16 protein-coding genes are annotated in these 16,461 nt (G+C 61.5%); 5 read left to right on the plus strand and 11 right to left on the minus strand.

The genetic code is table 11. The features are described 5' to 3' along the window. Window positions 1-136 precede the first annotated feature (136 nt). On the minus strand, window positions 137-871 hold the full coding sequence (locus FHX06_RS11300; RefSeq protein WP_113211062.1) for an HAD family hydrolase: 735 nt from the start codon (window positions 869-871) through the stop codon (window positions 137-139). Between the two features lie 84 nt (window positions 872-955). On the opposite strand from FHX06_RS11300, the gene FHX06_RS11305 reads away from it, so the two are divergent. Continuing rightward, on the plus strand, window positions 956-1,894 hold the full coding sequence (locus FHX06_RS11305; RefSeq protein ID WP_113211061.1) for a sugar-binding transcriptional regulator: 939 nt from the start codon (window positions 956-958) through the stop codon (window positions 1,892-1,894). Between the two features lie 108 nt (window positions 1,895-2,002). On the opposite strand, the gene FHX06_RS11310 is transcribed toward FHX06_RS11305, so the two are convergent. Further along, on the minus strand, window positions 2,003-2,470 hold the full coding sequence (locus FHX06_RS11310) for an MEKHLA domain-containing protein (RefSeq protein WP_113211060.1): 468 nt from the start codon (window positions 2,468-2,470) through the stop codon (window positions 2,003-2,005). A 97-nt stretch (window positions 2,471-2,567) separates the two neighbouring features. Further along, the gene (locus FHX06_RS11315) at window positions 2,568-3,368 is read right to left on the minus strand and encodes a GNAT family N-acetyltransferase (RefSeq protein ID WP_112969641.1); all 801 of its coding nucleotides are present in this window, start codon (window positions 3,366-3,368) and stop codon (window positions 2,568-2,570) included. A 451-nt stretch (window positions 3,369-3,819) separates the two neighbouring features. Here FHX06_RS11315 and FHX06_RS11320 point away from each other — a divergent pair, with 451 nt between their 5' ends. Continuing rightward, window positions 3,820-4,062, plus strand: a complete 243-nt coding sequence (locus tag FHX06_RS11320) for a DUF982 domain-containing protein (RefSeq protein WP_018115379.1) — start codon at window positions 3,820-3,822, stop codon at window positions 4,060-4,062. Between the two features lie 56 nt (window positions 4,063-4,118). Then, window positions 4,119-4,355 carry a hypothetical protein gene (locus FHX06_RS11325; RefSeq protein ID WP_183851172.1) on the plus strand — a complete coding sequence of 79 codons (237 nt, stop codon included), beginning with the start codon at window positions 4,119-4,121 and terminating at the stop codon, window positions 4,353-4,355. 27 nt (window positions 4,356-4,382) lie between these two features. On the opposite strand, the gene FHX06_RS11330 is transcribed toward FHX06_RS11325, so the two are convergent. After that, window positions 4,383-5,834, minus strand: coding sequence for an aldehyde dehydrogenase (locus FHX06_RS11330; RefSeq protein WP_113148037.1), 1,452 nt, complete (start codon window positions 5,832-5,834; stop codon window positions 4,383-4,385). Window positions 5,835-6,126: 292 nt separating this feature from the next. Between FHX06_RS11330 and FHX06_RS11335 the strand changes: the two genes are divergently transcribed. After that, complete coding sequence (locus FHX06_RS11335; protein WP_183879299.1) at window positions 6,127-7,020, plus strand: helix-turn-helix domain-containing protein; 894 nt, start codon at window positions 6,127-6,129, stop codon at window positions 7,018-7,020. A gap of 27 nt (window positions 7,021-7,047) precedes the next feature. On the opposite strand, the gene FHX06_RS11340 is transcribed toward FHX06_RS11335, so the two are convergent. The 5 genes from FHX06_RS11340 to FHX06_RS11360 form a co-directional block, all read right to left on the minus strand. Then, window positions 7,048-8,682: an FGGY-family carbohydrate kinase gene (locus FHX06_RS11340; RefSeq protein WP_183879301.1), complete on the minus strand. Its 1,635-nt coding sequence runs from the start codon at window positions 8,680-8,682 to the stop codon at window positions 7,048-7,050. A gap of 63 nt (window positions 8,683-8,745) precedes the next feature. Beyond that, the gene (locus FHX06_RS11345) at window positions 8,746-9,474 is read right to left on the minus strand and encodes an SDR family oxidoreductase (protein WP_183879303.1); all 729 of its coding nucleotides are present in this window, start codon (window positions 9,472-9,474) and stop codon (window positions 8,746-8,748) included. A 24-nt stretch (window positions 9,475-9,498) separates the two neighbouring features. Beyond that, on the minus strand, window positions 9,499-10,758 hold the full coding sequence (locus FHX06_RS11350) for a sugar ABC transporter permease (RefSeq protein WP_018115385.1): 1,260 nt from the start codon (window positions 10,756-10,758) through the stop codon (window positions 9,499-9,501). Next, a complete protein-coding gene (locus FHX06_RS11355; RefSeq protein WP_018115386.1) occupies window positions 10,755-11,576 on the minus strand; it encodes an ATP-binding cassette domain-containing protein in 822 nt (273 codons plus the stop codon). The genes FHX06_RS11350 and FHX06_RS11355 overlap by 4 nt, the downstream gene beginning before the upstream one ends. 68 nt (window positions 11,577-11,644) lie before the next feature. After that, window positions 11,645-12,691, minus strand: coding sequence for a sugar ABC transporter substrate-binding protein (locus FHX06_RS11360; protein ID WP_029616506.1), 1,047 nt, complete (start codon window positions 12,689-12,691; stop codon window positions 11,645-11,647). Between the two features lie 268 nt (window positions 12,692-12,959). Here FHX06_RS11360 and FHX06_RS11365 point away from each other — a divergent pair, with 268 nt between their 5' ends. Further along, window positions 12,960-13,985 carry a substrate-binding domain-containing protein gene (locus FHX06_RS11365; RefSeq protein ID WP_018115388.1) on the plus strand — a complete coding sequence of 342 codons (1,026 nt, stop codon included), beginning with the start codon at window positions 12,960-12,962 and terminating at the stop codon, window positions 13,983-13,985. Window positions 13,986-14,216: 231 nt separating this feature from the next. Here FHX06_RS11365 and hutC read toward each other — a convergent pair whose 3' ends face one another. Together hutC and FHX06_RS11375 are read right to left on the minus strand one after the other, a co-directional pair. Next, window positions 14,217-14,942 (minus strand): histidine utilization repressor, encoded by a 726-nt coding sequence (gene hutC, locus FHX06_RS11370; protein ID WP_183879913.1) that lies wholly within the window; start codon window positions 14,940-14,942, stop codon window positions 14,217-14,219. A 57-nt stretch (window positions 14,943-14,999) separates the two neighbouring features. Then, entirely contained in the window at window positions 15,000-16,346 is a 1,347-nt protein-coding gene (locus FHX06_RS11375; protein WP_183879304.1) for a formimidoylglutamate deiminase, read from the minus strand. Between the last annotated feature and the right edge of the window lie 115 nt (window positions 16,347-16,461).

A 16,461-nucleotide genomic window follows, 5' to 3' on the forward strand; every position in this document is an offset into this window, starting at 1 on the left:
CCCGGCTCGCGGTCTTGGTTCTTAGGATCAGCTCCATGTCGCCTGATTGACGGCTTCATGAAGTTTCGGTTACAGCCGCCCGTCGCGGACGCCGCGAAGAGCCATTCCAGCGCGCGAAGCATCGGCCCGCGCGAGATTAGCCAGCGGTCTCCACCGCCGGATTCCTTGCGGGCCCGGCGGCATGAGCCGCCTCTTCCTTTGCGGATGATGAAGAGAGCGCTTCGAGAGCGATCGCCAGTTCCCCCGCCCCCTCGACCGTTTGCAGAGCGCCTGCCGCTTTCAGCGCCTCGTGGCGTCCGCTGCGCGGATCGGCCGGATCGACGAAGCCGATCGCCGCCATGCCGGCCGCCACGGCACCCGCGATCCCGAGCGCGCTGTCGTCGATGACAAGGCAGCGATGCGGCGCCACGCCGAGATTTTCGGAGCAGAGAAGGAACAGGTCAGGCGCAGGCTTGGGCCTCGCCACCATCTCGGCGCTGTAGATATGCGGGTCAAATTCCGCCCAGAGATCCAGAAGGCCGAGGCTGCGACGCAGCCTCTCCATGTCGCTGTTGGACGCGACGCATTTGCGCTGCCTCACATTCCGCACCAGCTCTTCGATGCCGGCCATCGGCCGCAGCGAACGGGAAAATTCCGCGTAGAGCGCGCTTTTTGCATCGGCGAAGACATGAGCCGGATCGGCAAGGCCGAGTTCCTCGCGACAGAGGCGGCCGGCCGCCTCGCCCGAAAGACCGGTGAAGCGACGGTGGACTTCGGCGTGGCTCAAGGGAACGCCGGCCCGCTGCAGAGCCTGCGCCAGCGCGCCGCTTGCCAGCGGCTCGCTGTCGATCAGTACGCCGTCGCAATCGAAGATCAGAAGTTCTATCGTCATGCAGACGGCATTACGTTACATATGTTACACCAGTGTGAAATATGTAACGTCGGGGCATGTAGGATACATTTGGGATGGGGATTGATGGAATCGCATGAACTGAAAATCCGGGCGGCCTGGCTCTATCACGTCGAGGGGCTGACGCAGGCGCAGATCGCCGAGCGCATGTACCTCACCCGTCGCCGGGTAAACGAGTTCCTGGCCGCAGCCCTTGAGGAAGGCATCGTCAGGGTGAGCTTCACCTCGCCGCTTGCCGCCGGCATGGAGCTGGAATCGCGTCTGCAGGAACGTTTTGGCCTGGAGGCGGCAGTCGTCGTGCCCACCCCTGCCGATCCGCAGCTTCTGCACCAGGCGCTCGGCCGCGGCGCGGCTGCCTATCTCGACCGGCTGATCCAGGCCCGCAAGCCCCGCTCCATCGGGGTCGGCTGGGGCGCGACGCTGCGCGAGACCATTACTCACATGACGCCGGCAAGCGAGCCCGGGATCGAGCTGCGCTCGATGATGGGCGGCCTGACGCGCGGCTCGGAGATCAACACGTTCGAGGTCGTGCGCGCCTTCGCGCAGGTTCTGAAGGCCCAATGCCACTATTTCGCGGCACCGATCTATGCCGAGAGCCCGCAATCGCGCGAGGCGATCATCACGCAATCGGTCTTCGAGCGCATCTTCCGCCAGACCTGCGAAGTGGATATTTCCTACCTGAGCGTCGGCGACGTAACCAGGCAGTCCCTGCAGGTGCGCTACGGCCTGCCGGCCGGAACCGACGTCGGTGACCTCATCGCTGTCGGCGCCGTCGGCGACCTGCTCGGCCGCTATATCGATACAGAGGGCCGCCCCGTCGCCCACCCGCTGAACGCACAGGTGCTGGCCCCCGACCTCGCCGACTACCGCAAGATCCCCTGCCGCATCGTCGCCTCGGGCGGCCCCCACAAACACGCCATCCTCAGCGCCACCGTACGCGCCGGACTCGCAACCGTGCTGATCACGGATGAGGAGAGCGCAAGGGCGTTGCTGGCGGACGGATGAGCTGAGGTGCCGTGCCTGCGTCTATGGGAGGCGACCGGCGCGCGCAGCCCCGATGCCTGTTCATCGCGAGAAGTGCCTCCACGTACCAGGGCAATACAAGACGGCGGTTTAGGAGGGCGGCACCTCGGCCCACTGCGAGAAGGTCGCTGCCTGGCCGAAATCCTGTCCGTCTGCGGTGCGAAGCTGCCAGACTATTCCATCTTCCATCCAGAACCGGCTCCCCGACTTTGTGACCCGCAATCCCCGATAGCCCGTCATAAATCCGTTGCGTACCACCGCATCGAGCAACGCCTGGCGCTCTGACCGCTCGCTTGGGCCAGCGGATAAACGCGACTGCAGCTTCACGAACTCACTCCAGCAGTACCCGAACCGCCTCTGTGCTGCACCATTGGCATAGACGAAGACCGGATCGGGCGCAGTATTATGGGCAAGAACCACAAACGGGGCATCGCCGTAGAGCCATTCAGGCCCCCGATCCCTGGGGAGAAGGTCTCGTCCGAGAAGGCGCCTGAAGCTCCCAGTGAGAAGCTCAAAGAATTCGGGATCGTTCGGGTTCAGTTCGCCGTTCAACTGCATCTCGTTTCCTTCTCAAGTCCGGCCGCTTCACGAGGCTTGTTCTGATCTAGTCACGGGATATGGCATCGGTGCGGCAATCAGCATCGGCGGGAAGGACTTAATTCGGCAGGAGATAATTCTTGCGAATATAGGATGGCTTGAAGCCTGCCTTCGTGAGGTTTCCGAAGGATATGTTCGGTTGCCCTTCTTCCGGTTTGGCTGTTTCCACCGCAAACAGCGAGACACCCTGAGCAAGGCCCTCGTTCAATCGCGCATTGATCAGCGCCTTTTGCGCACCGAGATTCCGATATTCGGCAAGCGTCGTTCCGACTCCCAGCCAGGCACATCCGTCCTCAACGAACATCGCCCCGGTTCCAATCGGCGTGCCGTCCAGTTCCGCGATGAAGCAGGCCCAGCCTTTCTTGGCGACCAGGGATGACCACAGTGGTTCAAGCGCCGTCGGAAAAGCAAAGCCTGCGCACATCAGCCTGCCGACAATCGGCGCGTCCTCGATACCGGCGAGCCGCGCCCGCACAGGCCCTTCGACGGGAAGCGGAGCGGATGGTGCAGGCCGCGTGAGTTTTGCCCAGGCACCATCTTCGACCAGTTTCTGCTCCAGGATCCAGTCACGCAATTCGTTGGAGGCGGAGGTTTCGCTGATCTGAACATGCCGCCTGCCCGTTCTGGTCTTCATCCATTCGAATGCGACATTGAGTTCGTCTTTGCTATTCAAAGCAAGAATGCGATTGAGCCCAACCGCAGGAGCTGTAGGCAGCGAAATGGCGCAGCCTTGGGCCACCGGCAGGCAGGTAAACTCGACGCTGTCTTTAAAAGGTTGGGGCGTGACCCTCGCAAGATCAATGAAAGCCTTGGCCTCGATGACCTCTTCCCAGGCAATTCTGCCGCTTGAAATGCTCAATTTACTTCCTCTTTTTCATCGACCGGTCGCCGAGAACTGCTGCGTATTTGTCCCGGACCGATCCTCCCGGTCCTTTCGAGAGCAGGATCGCGGGTGTTCAAATAACCTGTATCGCATTCACTGATAAAGTATGCATCCGATCAAGAAAGATAAGGCTGGGATTTAGAAGTCCAGACGGGCTGTTCAATTGCGCCGCAAAACGTGCGGTGCGCAGTCACTACGCGCAACCCTCAGTAATGGCTGGACATGAGAGGATCCCGTGGGAACTGCCAACCCGTGCGGGACAAGGTGGGCTAATAGCAGGCGATGGCGGGCGTCCAGAAACTCGGCACGGCCGAGAGCTACCGTTTGCACACCTGCGGTAAAGCCGCGATTAACCAACCGATCTCCAGCGCGGGAACAAATTCCCGTTCGCGACGTTGTGGCGCTCGCGACAGGAGGAGGAAAACCGATGCCAAATACCCAATGGAGCGAGCCGGTCGAGATCGAGTTCGACAACGCCGGATCCCGGACCGTCAGAGGCCCGTTCGATGCGCTCATCTATCTCCACGACATGTGGCCGCGACGCACGGGAGCGAAATTCGTGAAGGCAAGCAACGCCTGCAAGGGTGCCGTCGAAGGGCGCATCAGCGTGGAAACCGCAAGGGACGATTTTCTCGCCGCCGCAGCAGAAGCGAAGCTGAGCACACATTAAGCCCAGGAGGCGCGCACATATGCGCGCCCACCTTTATTTCCGAGGAGAAGAGCTGCATGCGCGCCTTGCTGGTATCGTTGTTGACGTTGGCCGTAGCCGCCATTTCGACAGGCCCGGTCAATTCTGCCGACATGATTCAAAGTTATGAACGACCCCATGTCGCCAAGCATCGACCGAAGCCGATCGTTCGTGCGCGGTATGTGCAGCGTCGATGTCTCGATTGCACGGACATGATCGTGGAATACCGCTATATTCCACGCACGAATTTCGTGACCGTCTGCCATCGCCTGTAAGGCGTGCCCGGCTACGAAGTCCTGGCATCAGATTGGATAATGCCCCGGCTGCGATGCCACGGTAAGCCACCGCAGGTCGGTGAATTCGTTGATGCCGGCCTTGCCGCCGAAGCGGCCATATCCGGAGGCCTTCACGCCGCCGAACGGCATCTGTGCCTCATCATGAACGGTTGGACCGTTCACATGGCAGATGCCGCTTTCGATCCGTCTTGCGACCCCCATCGCGCGGGTGGCGTCCCGGCCGAAGACTGCGGCAGACAGGCCATACTCCGTATCATTGGCAACACGGACCGCCTCATCGACACCGCGCACGCGCACCATGCAGGCAACCGGACCGAAGCTCTCCTCGCCATAGATCCGCATCGACGGCGTCACGTGGTCGAGCACCGTCGCATCCATCAGGGTTCCGACTGCACGGCCACCTGCCAGCAGGCGTGCCCCCTTGGAAACCGCGTCCTCGATCAGGCCGTTGACGCGTTCCACCGCATCAAGACCGATCATCGAGCCGAGTGGCGAATTGCTCTGGCGCGGATCGCCGGCGACGAGCGTCGAGGCCTTGCGGGCGAACATATCGGCGAACTCGTCGGCAACCGTCTCGTCGACGACAATCCTCTCGGTCGACATGCAGATCTGACCCTGGTTCATGAAGGCGCCGAAGGCCGCGGCCTTCACCGCTTCGCCAATATCGGCGTCATCAAGCACCAGGAAGGGGGCCTTGCCGCCGAGTTCCAACAGCACGGGTTTCAGATGGCGCGCGGAAACCTCTGCAATCACCCTTCCAACACGGGTCGAACCGGTGAAATTGACGCGGCGTACCGCCGGATGGGCGATCATCTTTTCGACAACGGTCGCGGCATCGGCAGGAGCATTGGTCACGACATTGACGACACCGTCACCAAGACCTGCTTCCTGCAATGTCTCGCCGATCAGGTGATGTGTCCTGGGGCAAAGCTCGGATGCCTTGAGGATAACGGTATTGCCACAGGCAAGCGGCAGGGCGACTGCACGCACGCCGAGGATGACAGGAGCATTCCAGGGAGCGATACCGAGGACGACGCCGGCCGGCTGCCGCACGGCCATTGCCATCAGGCCCGGCTTGTCCGACGGGATGACCTCGCCACTGATCTGGGTGCACATGGCGGCGGCTTCCCTCAGCATGTTGGCGGCGAGATAGACATTGAAGCCTGCCCAGGCGGCAGTCGAGCCGGTCTCCTCGGCCATCGCGGCGATGAATTCGCCCGTGCGGGAATCCAGGAGGTCGGCAGCTTTTGAAAGGCGCTTGCGCCGTTCAGTCGGAGCGAGCGCCGACCAGGCCGGAAAGGCTGCAGCTGCTGCAACGACGGCCGCATGCGCATCGTCCAGCGTTGCCGCAGCGGCCGTGGTTGCCACCTGACCGGTAATCGGGTTCAGCCGTTCGAAAGTCACGCCGTTCGAAGCCGGCATGGTGCGGCCCCCAATGAGAAGCATCAGGTCTACCATCTCGTTCCCTTTCCGATATGCGCCTGCTGTCCCTCCCAAGGGATGGCGCGATGATGTTTGCTGGTTTCCGGCATATGCCGGGCTCATGCGAATCCGGCGCTCACGCCCGGCAATCGACGTCTTTCACGGGAAGTTCCTCACCCTGCTGCCTGAATATCAGGTTCTCCTCGCATTCCAGTAGGAACCAATCCGCCACGAAATAGAATGGATATTTCTGGCAGTCTATTGTACTTTTTCCGAGAATTTGCCGAGCAAGAAGGGCAGCACTACCGTTTTAAGTTTCGAGGCAGACATGGCCGAAAGATCGGTTGATACGCCAGCTCTGTCTGTCATCGCGGCGGCGATTGCCGCCGGTCTCGGTAGCCAGACCTGGAGCCTGGGCACCCGTGACAGCCGCCCCTCCTACAGGGCCTTCTTCGTCTCCCGCGGCAAGGCGACATTGTTCATCGACGGGCAGGAGGAACTCGGGCTTGCAGCACCGGCATTGCTCTGGCTGCCCCGACGGGTTGCGGGCAAATTCGTCCTTGCCGCCGGCGGTGAAGGGGCGATGCTGCTGGCCGCCGAAAATGTCGTCCACAGGACGGTCGGCGACAGTCCGGCTGCCGTCCAGCTGCACGACATGATCGAGCGGATCGTCGTCGCTCAAGGCGAAAACCTTGCCGGGCATGCAGCCGACATCGGTCGCGCCTTCGCGGTGATGACCGAGGAAGGACAGCATCTTCTACCAGGAGGAACTGCCATCGTAAGCGCCTATCTCTCCGTGCTGCTATTGCGGCTCTGGCGAGCCTCCGGAGCCTCCTTGCCGACGACGTCTGGCACCGGGGCAATGACGCTGCAGCGGTTCCGGCAGATCGTCGAACTGCGCTATCGCGAGCAGCCGGCGATTGCCGATATCGCTCGCACCATGGGCATCACCTATGACCATCTGCATCGCGTCTGTATCGCGGGCGTCGGGAAAAGCCCCTTGGAACTGATCCACGAAAGGTTGATCGCCGAGGCGAAACTGCGGCTTGGGCAATCGCAGCAGTCGGTCGAGCAGATCGGCTTCGGGCTCGGTTTTCGCGATCCCGGCTATTTCAGCCGCTTCTTCAAGAGCCGTGTCGGCGAGCCGCCAGGCGCCTACCGGCGCAAGATCGCCGCGCAGTCGGAGAAAGACCTCGTCCCGTCCTTTGCCGCCTGGCCGTGAGACACTCGCGACTGGGACGACGGCCGTTCAGAATTTCCGCAACTCACGCGTCAGCGTCTGGAACTGCGTGAAACCCTCATAACGCTTTGCGTGAAGATCCGCGATCGCACCTTGCTCCGGCTCATAGGTCTTCTCAACGGCCGAGAGTTTCGTCATCGCCGCGCGCATATCGGAAAACAGACCGCCCGCGACGGCGCCGAGGATCGCCGCGCCCAGAAGGACAGGCTCCTCGGCCTTCGTCGCGATCACCGGCTTGCCGCTCGCATCGGCAAGCATCTGACGGACGAAATCATGCTGGCCGGCGCCGCCGCTGATCACGACGTTCTCGATGGTAACGCCGGCATCGGCCTGCGTGTTGATGATCTGTCTCAGACCATAGCCTATGCCGCAAAGACCGGCGATGTAGAGCGCGACCAGACTGTCGATATCCCTCTCCATGTCGAGGCCGGCGATGACGGCGCGGGCATGCGGATCGGCAAAGGGTGCGCGATTGCCGAGGAATTCAGGAACGACATGCAGGCCTGCGACAAGCTCAACGGCATCGGAGGAGCGCCCTGCCTTCCGCACCGCCATATCCGCCAACAGGGCCGGCAGCGGAACACCCGCACGTTTCGAAAGCTCTCGCGCCTCGCTGGCAGCCGGATGGAAAGAGAGCAGCTGATCGATGGCCGCGCCTGCCGCACTCTGGCCGCCCTCGTTCAACCACATGCCCGGCACCATGGCCGAAAAATAGGGACCCCAAACGCCCGGAACGAAGGCCGGCTGCGATGTTGATGTCATGGTGCAGGACGAGGTGCCGAAGACGTAGCCGAGATTGGCCTGCGGGCCGGCGCCGATCCCGACCGTTCCGATACCGCCGGCATGCGCATCGATGAGACCGGCGGCAACCGCCGTTCCCGGCAGGAGACCAAGTTCACCGGCCGCAGCCGCGGTCAGTCCCTGGCCGAGTGCCGAACCCGGCTCGACGATCGATTGCCCGATACGGGCAAAACTTTCGTCGGCAAGTACGCCGAGGCCGATCTGGTGGAAATAGGAGGCATCCCAACGTTTCTCGTGGGCGAGATAGGTCCACTTGCACGTGACCGTGCAGGTCGAGCGCGACAGGTCGCCGGTTGCCCGCCAGGTCAGGAAATCAGCGAGATCGAAGAACTGCCAGGCGGCATCGAAAACCTGCGGCCGGTTTTCCTTCAGCCAAAGCAGTTTCGGTGTTTCCATCTCGGGCGAGATACGTCCGCCGACATAACGCAGGACGTCATGACCAAGCGCGTTGATGCGCTCCGCCTGCGGAACGGCGCGATGATCCATCCAGACAATGATGTCCCGGTTCGGATCGTCCGAAGGACCGACGGGCAGCGGTCCGCCACCTTTGCCGAGCACGACCAGCGAGCAGGTCGCGTCGAAACCGAGGCCGGCAACCGAAGCCGGATCGACACCGCTTGTCGCCACGATTTCGCGAACGGCGGCACAGACCGCTGCCCAGATTTCGGTGCTCGATTGCTCGACGATCGAACCGGTCTCGTGGAAGAGCGTGATATCCCGCTTGGCGGATGCAAGCATCCGCCCATCAAGGTCGAACAGGCCCGCACGGGCGCTGCCGGTGCCGACATCGACGCCGATAACATGTTTGGCACCCGCTGGTGGCGTGCGTGAAGTGTCGCTCATGATCTCTCGTTTCAAATCGGCAGTTTCAGGTTCTAGAGCAATCCGGAACCGGACCTGTCAACCTCAGAGGTCGACACTGTTCGGCAGGATCACCAGATCGCGGACGGTGACATTGCGCGGCCGCGATAGCATAAAGAGCACGGCCTCGGCCACTTCCTTCGGCTGCATCAGGCTGCCGTTAGCGAGCGCCTCTTCCATCTTGGCTTTCGGCCAGTCATCCAACAGCGCGGTGACGACCGGTCCCGGCAATACGGCGCCGACGCGCACGCCATGCTGTGCGACCTGGCGGCGGGTCGAATGGACGAAGGCCTGAACGGCAAATTTCGAGGCCGTATAGATCGGCTCCCAGACCACCGGCACGACGCCGGCGATCGAGCTTGTAAACAGGATATCGCCCGTCTTCTGCTCGATCATATGCGGCAGCACGGCGTGGACCGAGCGGAAGGCCGCATTGATATTGAGGTTGAGCATCCGATCCCAGGCATCCGGATCGCCTTCGGCGACCGGCCCGCCAATATAGGCGCCGGCATTGGCGTGGAAGATATCGAGCCGGCCGGCAACTTCCAGGATGCGCGGCAACATGCCGGAGACCTGCGGGCCGTCGAGAAGATCGACGACGAGCGGCAGGGCGCCCTTACCGATCTCCTTGCAGAGAGACTCGAGCTTGTCCTTGGCACGGTCAATGAGCACGACGGTTGCGCCTTCGGCATGAAGCGTGCGGGCGCATTCCAGGCCAATGCCCGATGCCGCGCCGGTAATGGCGGCAACCTTGCCTTTCATGAGATCAGTCACGTGAATACTCCTTGAGAATGCGGGTCAGGCGCGGCCGTGGCTGACACGGGACCGGCGGGCAAGCGAATCGACGATGACGGCGATGGCAAGAACAGCACCTGTTATCATGTAGCGCAGCGACGAGCTGAGATTGAGCAGCGTCAGCCCGTTGGAAATCGCCTGGATGACAATAATGCCGAGCAGAGCCGAATAGGCGCTGCCGCGCCCGCCGAACAGGCTGGTGCCGCCGATGACCGCCGCCGCTATGGCGTTCAGGTTCACATCGCCGGTGCCGGCCTGCTGGCTGGAAGAGGCAAGTCGCGAGGCCGACAGGATGCCGCCGATCGTGGCAAGCGTCGAGCAAAGCACGAAAGCGCTGAGATAGATGCGACGCACGTTGATGCCGGCGCGGCGTGCCGCTTCGCGATTGCCGCCGACGGCAAACATCGAGCGTCCCCATTTTGTGCGCGTCAGCGCGTAGTTGAGGATGACGGCGATGGCGACGAAGAGACCGAACATCCACGGCACGCCACGGCCGAGATTGAGATAATAGACGGCAAATTCCAGCGCGGCAGTGAGCACGATCGCCTTGATCGCGAGAGCGCCAACCGGTGGCGAGGAGAGATTCGAGGCCTGGCGCTGGCGGCGCTTTCGCATTTCATTGACGACAAGGACCACGCCCGGCAGCAGGGCAAGCACGTAGGACAGCCAGTCCGGCATGACGAGGATCTGGCCGAAACGGACGAGCGGCGAGGCGTAAGGCAGATTGATGCTGCCGGTTGGTCCGAGGATATAAAGCTGCATGCCGAGCAGCGCGAGCAGGCCGGCCAGTGTGGCGACGAAGCTCGGCATGCCGAGCCTGTTGTAGAGAACAGCGTAGAGCGCGCCGACGATAATGCCGGCAACGATCGCGACCAGGATCGCCAGAGGAATCGGCCAGCCCATGTTGACCCAAAGCACGCCGAGGATGGCAGAGGAAAGACCACTCATCGAACCGACGGAGAGATCGATTTCTCCGAGCATCAGCACGCAGACGATGCCGAGCGAGATAACGCCGACGGTGGCGCAGTCGAACAGCAGATTGACGAGGTTGTTCGGTGCCAGAAACACCGGATTGAGCAGCGAGAAGACCGTCGAGATGACGATCAGGCCGACAAAAACCGGCAGCATGCCGAGATCGCCCGAGCGTACGCGGTCGAAGAAGGCCTTGACCATGCCCGTAATGTTGTCGTCGTGGCGGACGCGCTCGTCGCTGCGGTCAAGGGTAGCCGGCTGGCGGATAGTCTCTGACATCTTCTGGCTCATGCGGGCCTCCCGCTGGTTTCATGGGCAGCACCCGTCTTGCGCTCGATGCGCCGGGAGACGGCGTTTTCGGTGGCGCCGGTGATGGCGGCGACGAGTTCCTGATTGGACGAATCCGGCGTGAAGACGCCATTGTTGCGCCCAAGGCGCAGCACGACGATGCGGTCCGCCACCGCGCGCACGTCTTCCATATTGTGGCTGATGATGATGACACCGAGGCCACGCTCACGGACGCGCTCGATCAGGTTCAGTACCTCCGCAGTCTGGGCGACACCGAGCGCTGCGGTCGGTTCGTCCAGCATGATGATCTTCGGATCGAGCAACAGCGAACGCGCGATGGCAACCGTCTGGCGCTGACCGCCGGAAAGCGAGGCGATCGGCTCGCGCACCGAGGGGATGCGGGCGGCAAGTTCCCGGAGCAAAGTCCAGGCTCGCACTTCCATGGCCACTTCGTCGAGGCCCCACGGAGAGATTTCATGGCCGAGGAAAAGATTGGCGACGACGTCGAGGTTTTCGCAGAGCGCGAGATCCTGGAAGACAGTGGCAATGCCGAGTTCCAGCGCCTTGCCGGGACTGTCGAGCGTGACGTTCTGGCCGCAGAACTCGATCGTTCCGGACGAAGGCTGGTGCACGCCCGCCAGGACCTTGATCAGGGTCGACTTGCCGGCACCATTGTCACCGACCAGCGCCACGACCTCGCCGGCCTTCACGTCCAGTTCGATGTCGGTAAGCGCCGACACGGCGCCGAAATTTTTGGAAATATTGCTCAACCGGAGGATCGTCTGACCCTTCTCCGGCATATCCTTCAGATCCCTGCTCATGGGGCAGTCCTTCTTGCCATAGGGGCATCCGGCCGCGACGGGCGCGGCCGGAGTTCACTCAACCGCGTTTAGTTGGTAATGCCAAGCTTCTTGCAGCCTTCGGCATATTCACCGGTGCAGATCTGCTCGGGCGTCTGGATCTTCTTGTCGAAGATTTCTGCCTTGATGTTCTCTGCCGTCACGACGGCAGGGATGAACAGCTGAGACGGCGTATTGTAAAGCGTCGTCTTGGCCTCGGGCTTTTCACCCTTGATCATCTGCACCGCAACATTGGCAGCGGCTGCCGCGACGATTTCCGATGGCTTGGAAATCGTGTTGTACTGGTCTCCAGAAATAACCAGCTGAAGCGCTGCAATCGTCGCGTCATTGCCGGTGACCGGGGGAACCGGCTTGACACCGGCGGCCTTGAAGGCGGCAATCGCGCCACCGGCCGTGCCGTCATTGGCGGCGACCACGCCCTTGATGTCGGCGCCAAAGCGGGTGATCTGGCCGGCAGCCCATTCCTGTGCCTTCGGCGGCGCCCATTCCGGCGTGTCATATTCGGCAAGCGTCTTATAAGCCGATTCCTTCAGCCCGCGATGGATACCATCCCTGATCAGGCCTGCGGCCGCATCGGTCGGCGAGCCGTTGATTTCGAGCACTCCCGCGCCATCGGCAACGCCGGCAGCCTTCAGGTGTTCGACGAGCGATTTGGCGATGGCATAGCCGATGCCTTCATTATCGAAGGAGACGTAGTAGTCAGCCGGCTTGTCCGGAATCGGGCGGTCATAAGCGATGACCTTGACGTCCTGCGACTGGGCTATCTCGACGAGACCAGCGGCGGCGGCGGAATCGACGGGGTCGAGCACGACGACCTTGGCGCCCTGGGCTATCACCGAGTTGAACTGCTGCTGCTGCAGCGAGGCGTCGGCGTTGGCGTTCTGATAGATGACCGTGCACTTCGGGCACAGCTTTTCCATCTCAGCCTTGAAGCCGGGGAAATCGTGCTGCTCATAACGTGTGGATGCCTGGTCAGGCATCAGGAAAGCGACGGTCGCAGCTTCCTGAGCTGAAGCCGCACCGGCAAGCCCCATGAAAACTGTCACGGATGCCATGAGCAAATTGCGATAATTCATTTTCTCCTCCTTGGTGTGATCGAAAGCCAGGACCAGGCATTGCTGGAAGTCACTGCGGTTTGCCCGCTCGCCGCTCTCGCCGCCATAAAACCGGCGAGCAAAGCGCCCCTGCAAAAGGACAGCCTCTCCGCAGCCCTTAGAAATGCCTCCCTGTACCGGCCGATTAACCGGTTTGTATCATCGATTGCGCAAGCTTGCTCAATCGATGAAGCAAGAATTGCCACTTCCGCAGATTGATGTCAAGTTACCGTCAAACGGAGAAGGCATTTTGAATCAGGTGAAGCAGACGAAGAGGACGACGATCTATGATCTGGCGGAGCTTGCCGGCACATCGGCCAGCGCCGTCAGCGCCGTGCTCAATGGCAACTGGAAGAAGCGCAGGATCAGCAGCCAGCTTGCCGAAAAGATCATCCGGATCGCCGAGGAGCAGGGGTATGCGCTGAACATGCAGGCGAGCCTGCTGAGGCGCGAAAAATCCCATATCATCGGCATGATCGTGCCTAAATACGACAACCGCTATTTCGGATCGATCGTCGAGCTCTTCGAGGACATGGCGCGTGCGCGCGGCCTTTTTCCGATCATCACCTGTACACGCCGCGACCCGCAGCTGGAGGTCGAGGCGGCGCGCACCATGCTCTCCTACCAGGTCGAATGCCTGATCGCGACGGGCGCGACCGATCCCGACCGGATCACTGAAATGTGCGCGGCGGCCGGCGTGCGCAGCTTCAACCTCGACCTTCCAGGCGCGCTTGCCCCTTCGGTCATCTCGGACAATTTCGCCGGCGCGCGGGAACTGACACGCCGGATCCTGAAAAACAGCGAGCAAAGGCTCGGCAGGATGGAGCCGCTGCTCTTCATTGGCGGGCGCGGCAGCGACCACAACACGGCCGAGCGCATCCGCGGCTTTCGCGCTGCGCATGAAGATCTCGGTGTCGCCGTGCACGAGGAGAATATCCTCGCCTGCGGTTATGCCCCTGAAAAGGCCGAAAAAGCGTTGGACGAGCGCGCGCTGCGCGGCAATGCCCTACCCAAAGGCATGTTCGTCAACTCGACGATCTCGCTCGAAGGCGTCATGCGCTGGATCCGCCGCTCAGGCCATCTCGACGACCGCAGCCTTGTGCTCGGCTGTTTCGACTGGGACCCTTTTGTGACCCTGCTCGGCAATGGCATCGAGATGGTGCGCCAGGACGTGCCGGGCATGTTGAACAAGGTTTTCGAGCTCATCGAATCCGGTGCCGACAAGCCTGTCGTCATCCAGGTGCCACCGCTCATTCCGGAAGCGCAGGAAGCCTAGGCAGCGCTGTCCGCTGCGGGCCAGGCGACGATCCTGTCGGCGAGGTGCTGACAGAAATCCCCAACATTCTGTAGCTTTAAGGTAAGCGTCGACTTTCGCAATACCCTTGTTTTAGGGATGTTGACGCCGGGAAAATCGCTCTCTATGGGAAGCGGTCGACCCAGTGCGGCGGCAAAAACAGGCGTTCGGTCATACGAGGTGACCGGACGCTTTTTCTGCGGGAAATCAGGCCTATTTCACCGCTTCGGGGGTGAAGCGCGCGTAGAGCGCGTGGCGATTTCCGGGATAGACGAAGCGCACATGCGTTACCGGTCCGGACTTGTTCCAGGTACGTCGTTCGATGACGAGGCAAGCAGTTGCCTCGGGGATGCAAAGCATGTCGCCTTCCTCTTGATCGACACCAACTGCAAATATCTTATGCTCCGCCGCACTCCACGGAACCAGGCTCAGAAGCCACGGGCCTGGGGCCGTTTCCTCGAAATCCTCGTCTGCTGCTTCCGGCACCGTTTGAAGATTGATCAACCGCTTTTCCAGGCAGAAAGGCTTCGATCCGGCATAGTGCGTGCAGATGACTTCGATCAGGCTTGCATTTTGCTGGAGGTCCAGCATCTGGCGATCCTGCGACTGCGCCTTTCTGCGAACGCGCTTCGCGACCTTGTACGAATAGGCGAGATTGAGGGATTGAACCTCCGCCTTGATATCGTGGATCTCGAGCACCGCGGCCTGCGCTTGCGGCTGCATGACAAAGCTGCCGGATTTCTTGCGGCGTTCGATAAGACCGGCCTTCACCAGCTGGGTCAGGGCCTTGTTTACCGTCATGCGGGAGCAATCGTATTGCTTGGTCAGCTCCACTTCGAAGGGAATGCGGTAGCCAGGTGGCCATTCGCCCGAAACGATACGGCCCTCGATATCACTGAGGATACGCTGGTGTAAGGTCGTTTCCTTGGGTTCATTCATCATTACGCTCCGGCTTCCCTCCCGCTGTAGCGCCTGGGAAGCGCGGAGGAAAGATCGTCATGCTGCCAAGAGCTCGTTCATCGCCGCGATGAAGCGCCGGTCGATCAGGTCGCGGCGCAGATGCCGGCCGTCTTCGACCTGCTTGCGGCCGAGCGCCCAGACGCTGTCGACTGCCACATCACCGGCAAAGATCCACTGATCGAGAACCTGGCCTTCGGAAAGATAGGGAACCGCTCTCGTATCAAGCGATACGATGTCGGCATAATTGCCGGCAGCAAGACCCGCCGGTGCCTTCATTGCCGCACCACCGCCGGCTAGCGCGTGTTCAAAGAGGGCCTGGCCGGTGGAACCGCCAGTGGTGGCGATGACATTGCGGGCACGCAGCGCCAGACGCTCGGAATATTCGAGCTGACGAAGTTCCCCGGCAATGGAAATGAGAATGTTGGAATCGGACCCGATGCCGAAGCGCCCGGCTTCGGACAAGAATAGCGGTGCCGAAAATGTCCCGTCGCCGAGATTGGCTTCGGTAATCGGGCAGAGGCCCGCAATGGCGCCGCTCCTTGCCGTCCGCCGTGTTTCGTCCGCCGTCATGTGGGTTGCGTGGATGAGGCACCAGCGCTGATCAACCGGCGCATTGTCGAGCAGCCATTGGACAGGTCTTGCGCCGGACCAGGCGAGGCAATCCTCAACCTCCCTGACCTGCTCGGCGACATGAATGTGGATGGGGCCGTCATCGGCAAGCGCAATGGCGACAGATAGTTCCTCCGGCGTGACGGCGCGCAGGCTGTGCGGCGCGACGCCGATCTGCGAACCAGGGAGCCTTCCTGCGACCTGCCGGCAGCCTTCCATCAGCCGCGCAAAACTCTCGGCGGAATTGATGAAGCGGCGCTGCCCTTCGATGGGCGCCGCACCGCCAAAGCCGGAATGGGCATAGAGAACGGGCAGCAACGTCAATCCGATGCCGGTTTCGGCACTCGCCGCACCAATCCTTTCGGCCATTTCGGCGATATTCGTATAGGGGCTGCCATCCTTGTCGTGATGCAGATAGTGGAACTCGCCGACGCGGCAGAAGCCGGCTTCCAGCATTTCCATATAGAGTTTCGCCGCTACAGCTTCGACATGGTCTGGCGTCATCGAGAGCGCAAATTTGTACATGACGGTGCGCCAGCTCCAGAAACTGTCATTGGCCGGGCCGCGCACTTCCGCAAGCCCCGCCATCGCCCGCTGAAAGGCATGGCTGTGGAGGTTCGGCATTGCCGGCAGCAGGACAGCATGACGCTCGTCATCGGCGTCAGGCGCAACATCCATTTCGATTGCGGCAATGCGTCCGTCCGCAAGCGTCAGGCGCACATTCTTGCGCCAGCCTTCGGCCAACAAGGCAGCCGCCGCATGAAGTTTCGTCATGATCGCTCTCCCGTTTCGCAATTGACCGCTTCGCTTGCCTTTATGCGAAAGGCCATAAATTTCTACTTGTCACCCTTTTTATTATGTATATACATATTCAGCCATAAGGAAAGGC

It is taken from the genome of Rhizobium sp. BK512 (assembly GCF_014194915.1).
Taxonomy (GTDB): Bacteria; Pseudomonadota; Alphaproteobacteria; order Rhizobiales; family Rhizobiaceae; genus Rhizobium.

What these genes read in the sequence shown, in the direction of transcription:
- FHX06_RS11320 (WP_018115379.1), top strand. Translation starts at nt 3,820, where the DNA reads ATGCCAAATACCCAATGGAGCGAGCCGGTCGAGATCGAGTTCGACAAC.
- FHX06_RS11340 (WP_183879301.1), bottom strand. Translation starts at nt 8,682, where the DNA reads ATGAGCGACACTTCACGCACGCCACCAGCGGGTGCCAAACATGTTATC.
- FHX06_RS11330 (WP_113148037.1), bottom strand. Translation starts at nt 5,834, where the DNA reads ATGGTAGACCTGATGCTTCTCATTGGGGGCCGCACCATGCCGGCTTCG.
- FHX06_RS11350 (WP_018115385.1), bottom strand. Translation starts at nt 10,758, where the DNA reads ATGAGCCAGAAGATGTCAGAGACTATCCGCCAGCCGGCTACCCTTGAC.
- FHX06_RS11335 (WP_183879299.1), top strand. Translation starts at nt 6,127, where the DNA reads ATGGCCGAAAGATCGGTTGATACGCCAGCTCTGTCTGTCATCGCGGCG.
- FHX06_RS11375 (WP_183879304.1), bottom strand. Translation starts at nt 16,346, where the DNA reads ATGACGAAACTTCATGCGGCGGCTGCCTTGTTGGCCGAAGGCTGGCGC.
- hutC (WP_183879913.1), bottom strand. Translation starts at nt 14,942, where the DNA reads ATGAATGAACCCAAGGAAACGACCTTACACCAGCGTATCCTCAGTGAT.
- FHX06_RS11300 (WP_113211062.1), bottom strand. Translation starts at nt 871, where the DNA reads ATGACGATAGAACTTCTGATCTTCGATTGCGACGGCGTACTGATCGAC.
- FHX06_RS11310 (WP_113211060.1), bottom strand. Translation starts at nt 2,470, where the DNA reads ATGCAGTTGAACGGCGAACTGAACCCGAACGATCCCGAATTCTTTGAG.
- FHX06_RS11305 (WP_113211061.1), top strand. Translation starts at nt 956, where the DNA reads ATGGAATCGCATGAACTGAAAATCCGGGCGGCCTGGCTCTATCACGTC.
- FHX06_RS11325 (WP_183851172.1), top strand. Translation starts at nt 4,119, where the DNA reads ATGCGCGCCTTGCTGGTATCGTTGTTGACGTTGGCCGTAGCCGCCATT.
- FHX06_RS11355 (WP_018115386.1), bottom strand. Translation starts at nt 11,576, where the DNA reads ATGAGCAGGGATCTGAAGGATATGCCGGAGAAGGGTCAGACGATCCTC.
- FHX06_RS11360 (WP_029616506.1), bottom strand. Translation starts at nt 12,691, where the DNA reads ATGAATTATCGCAATTTGCTCATGGCATCCGTGACAGTTTTCATGGGG.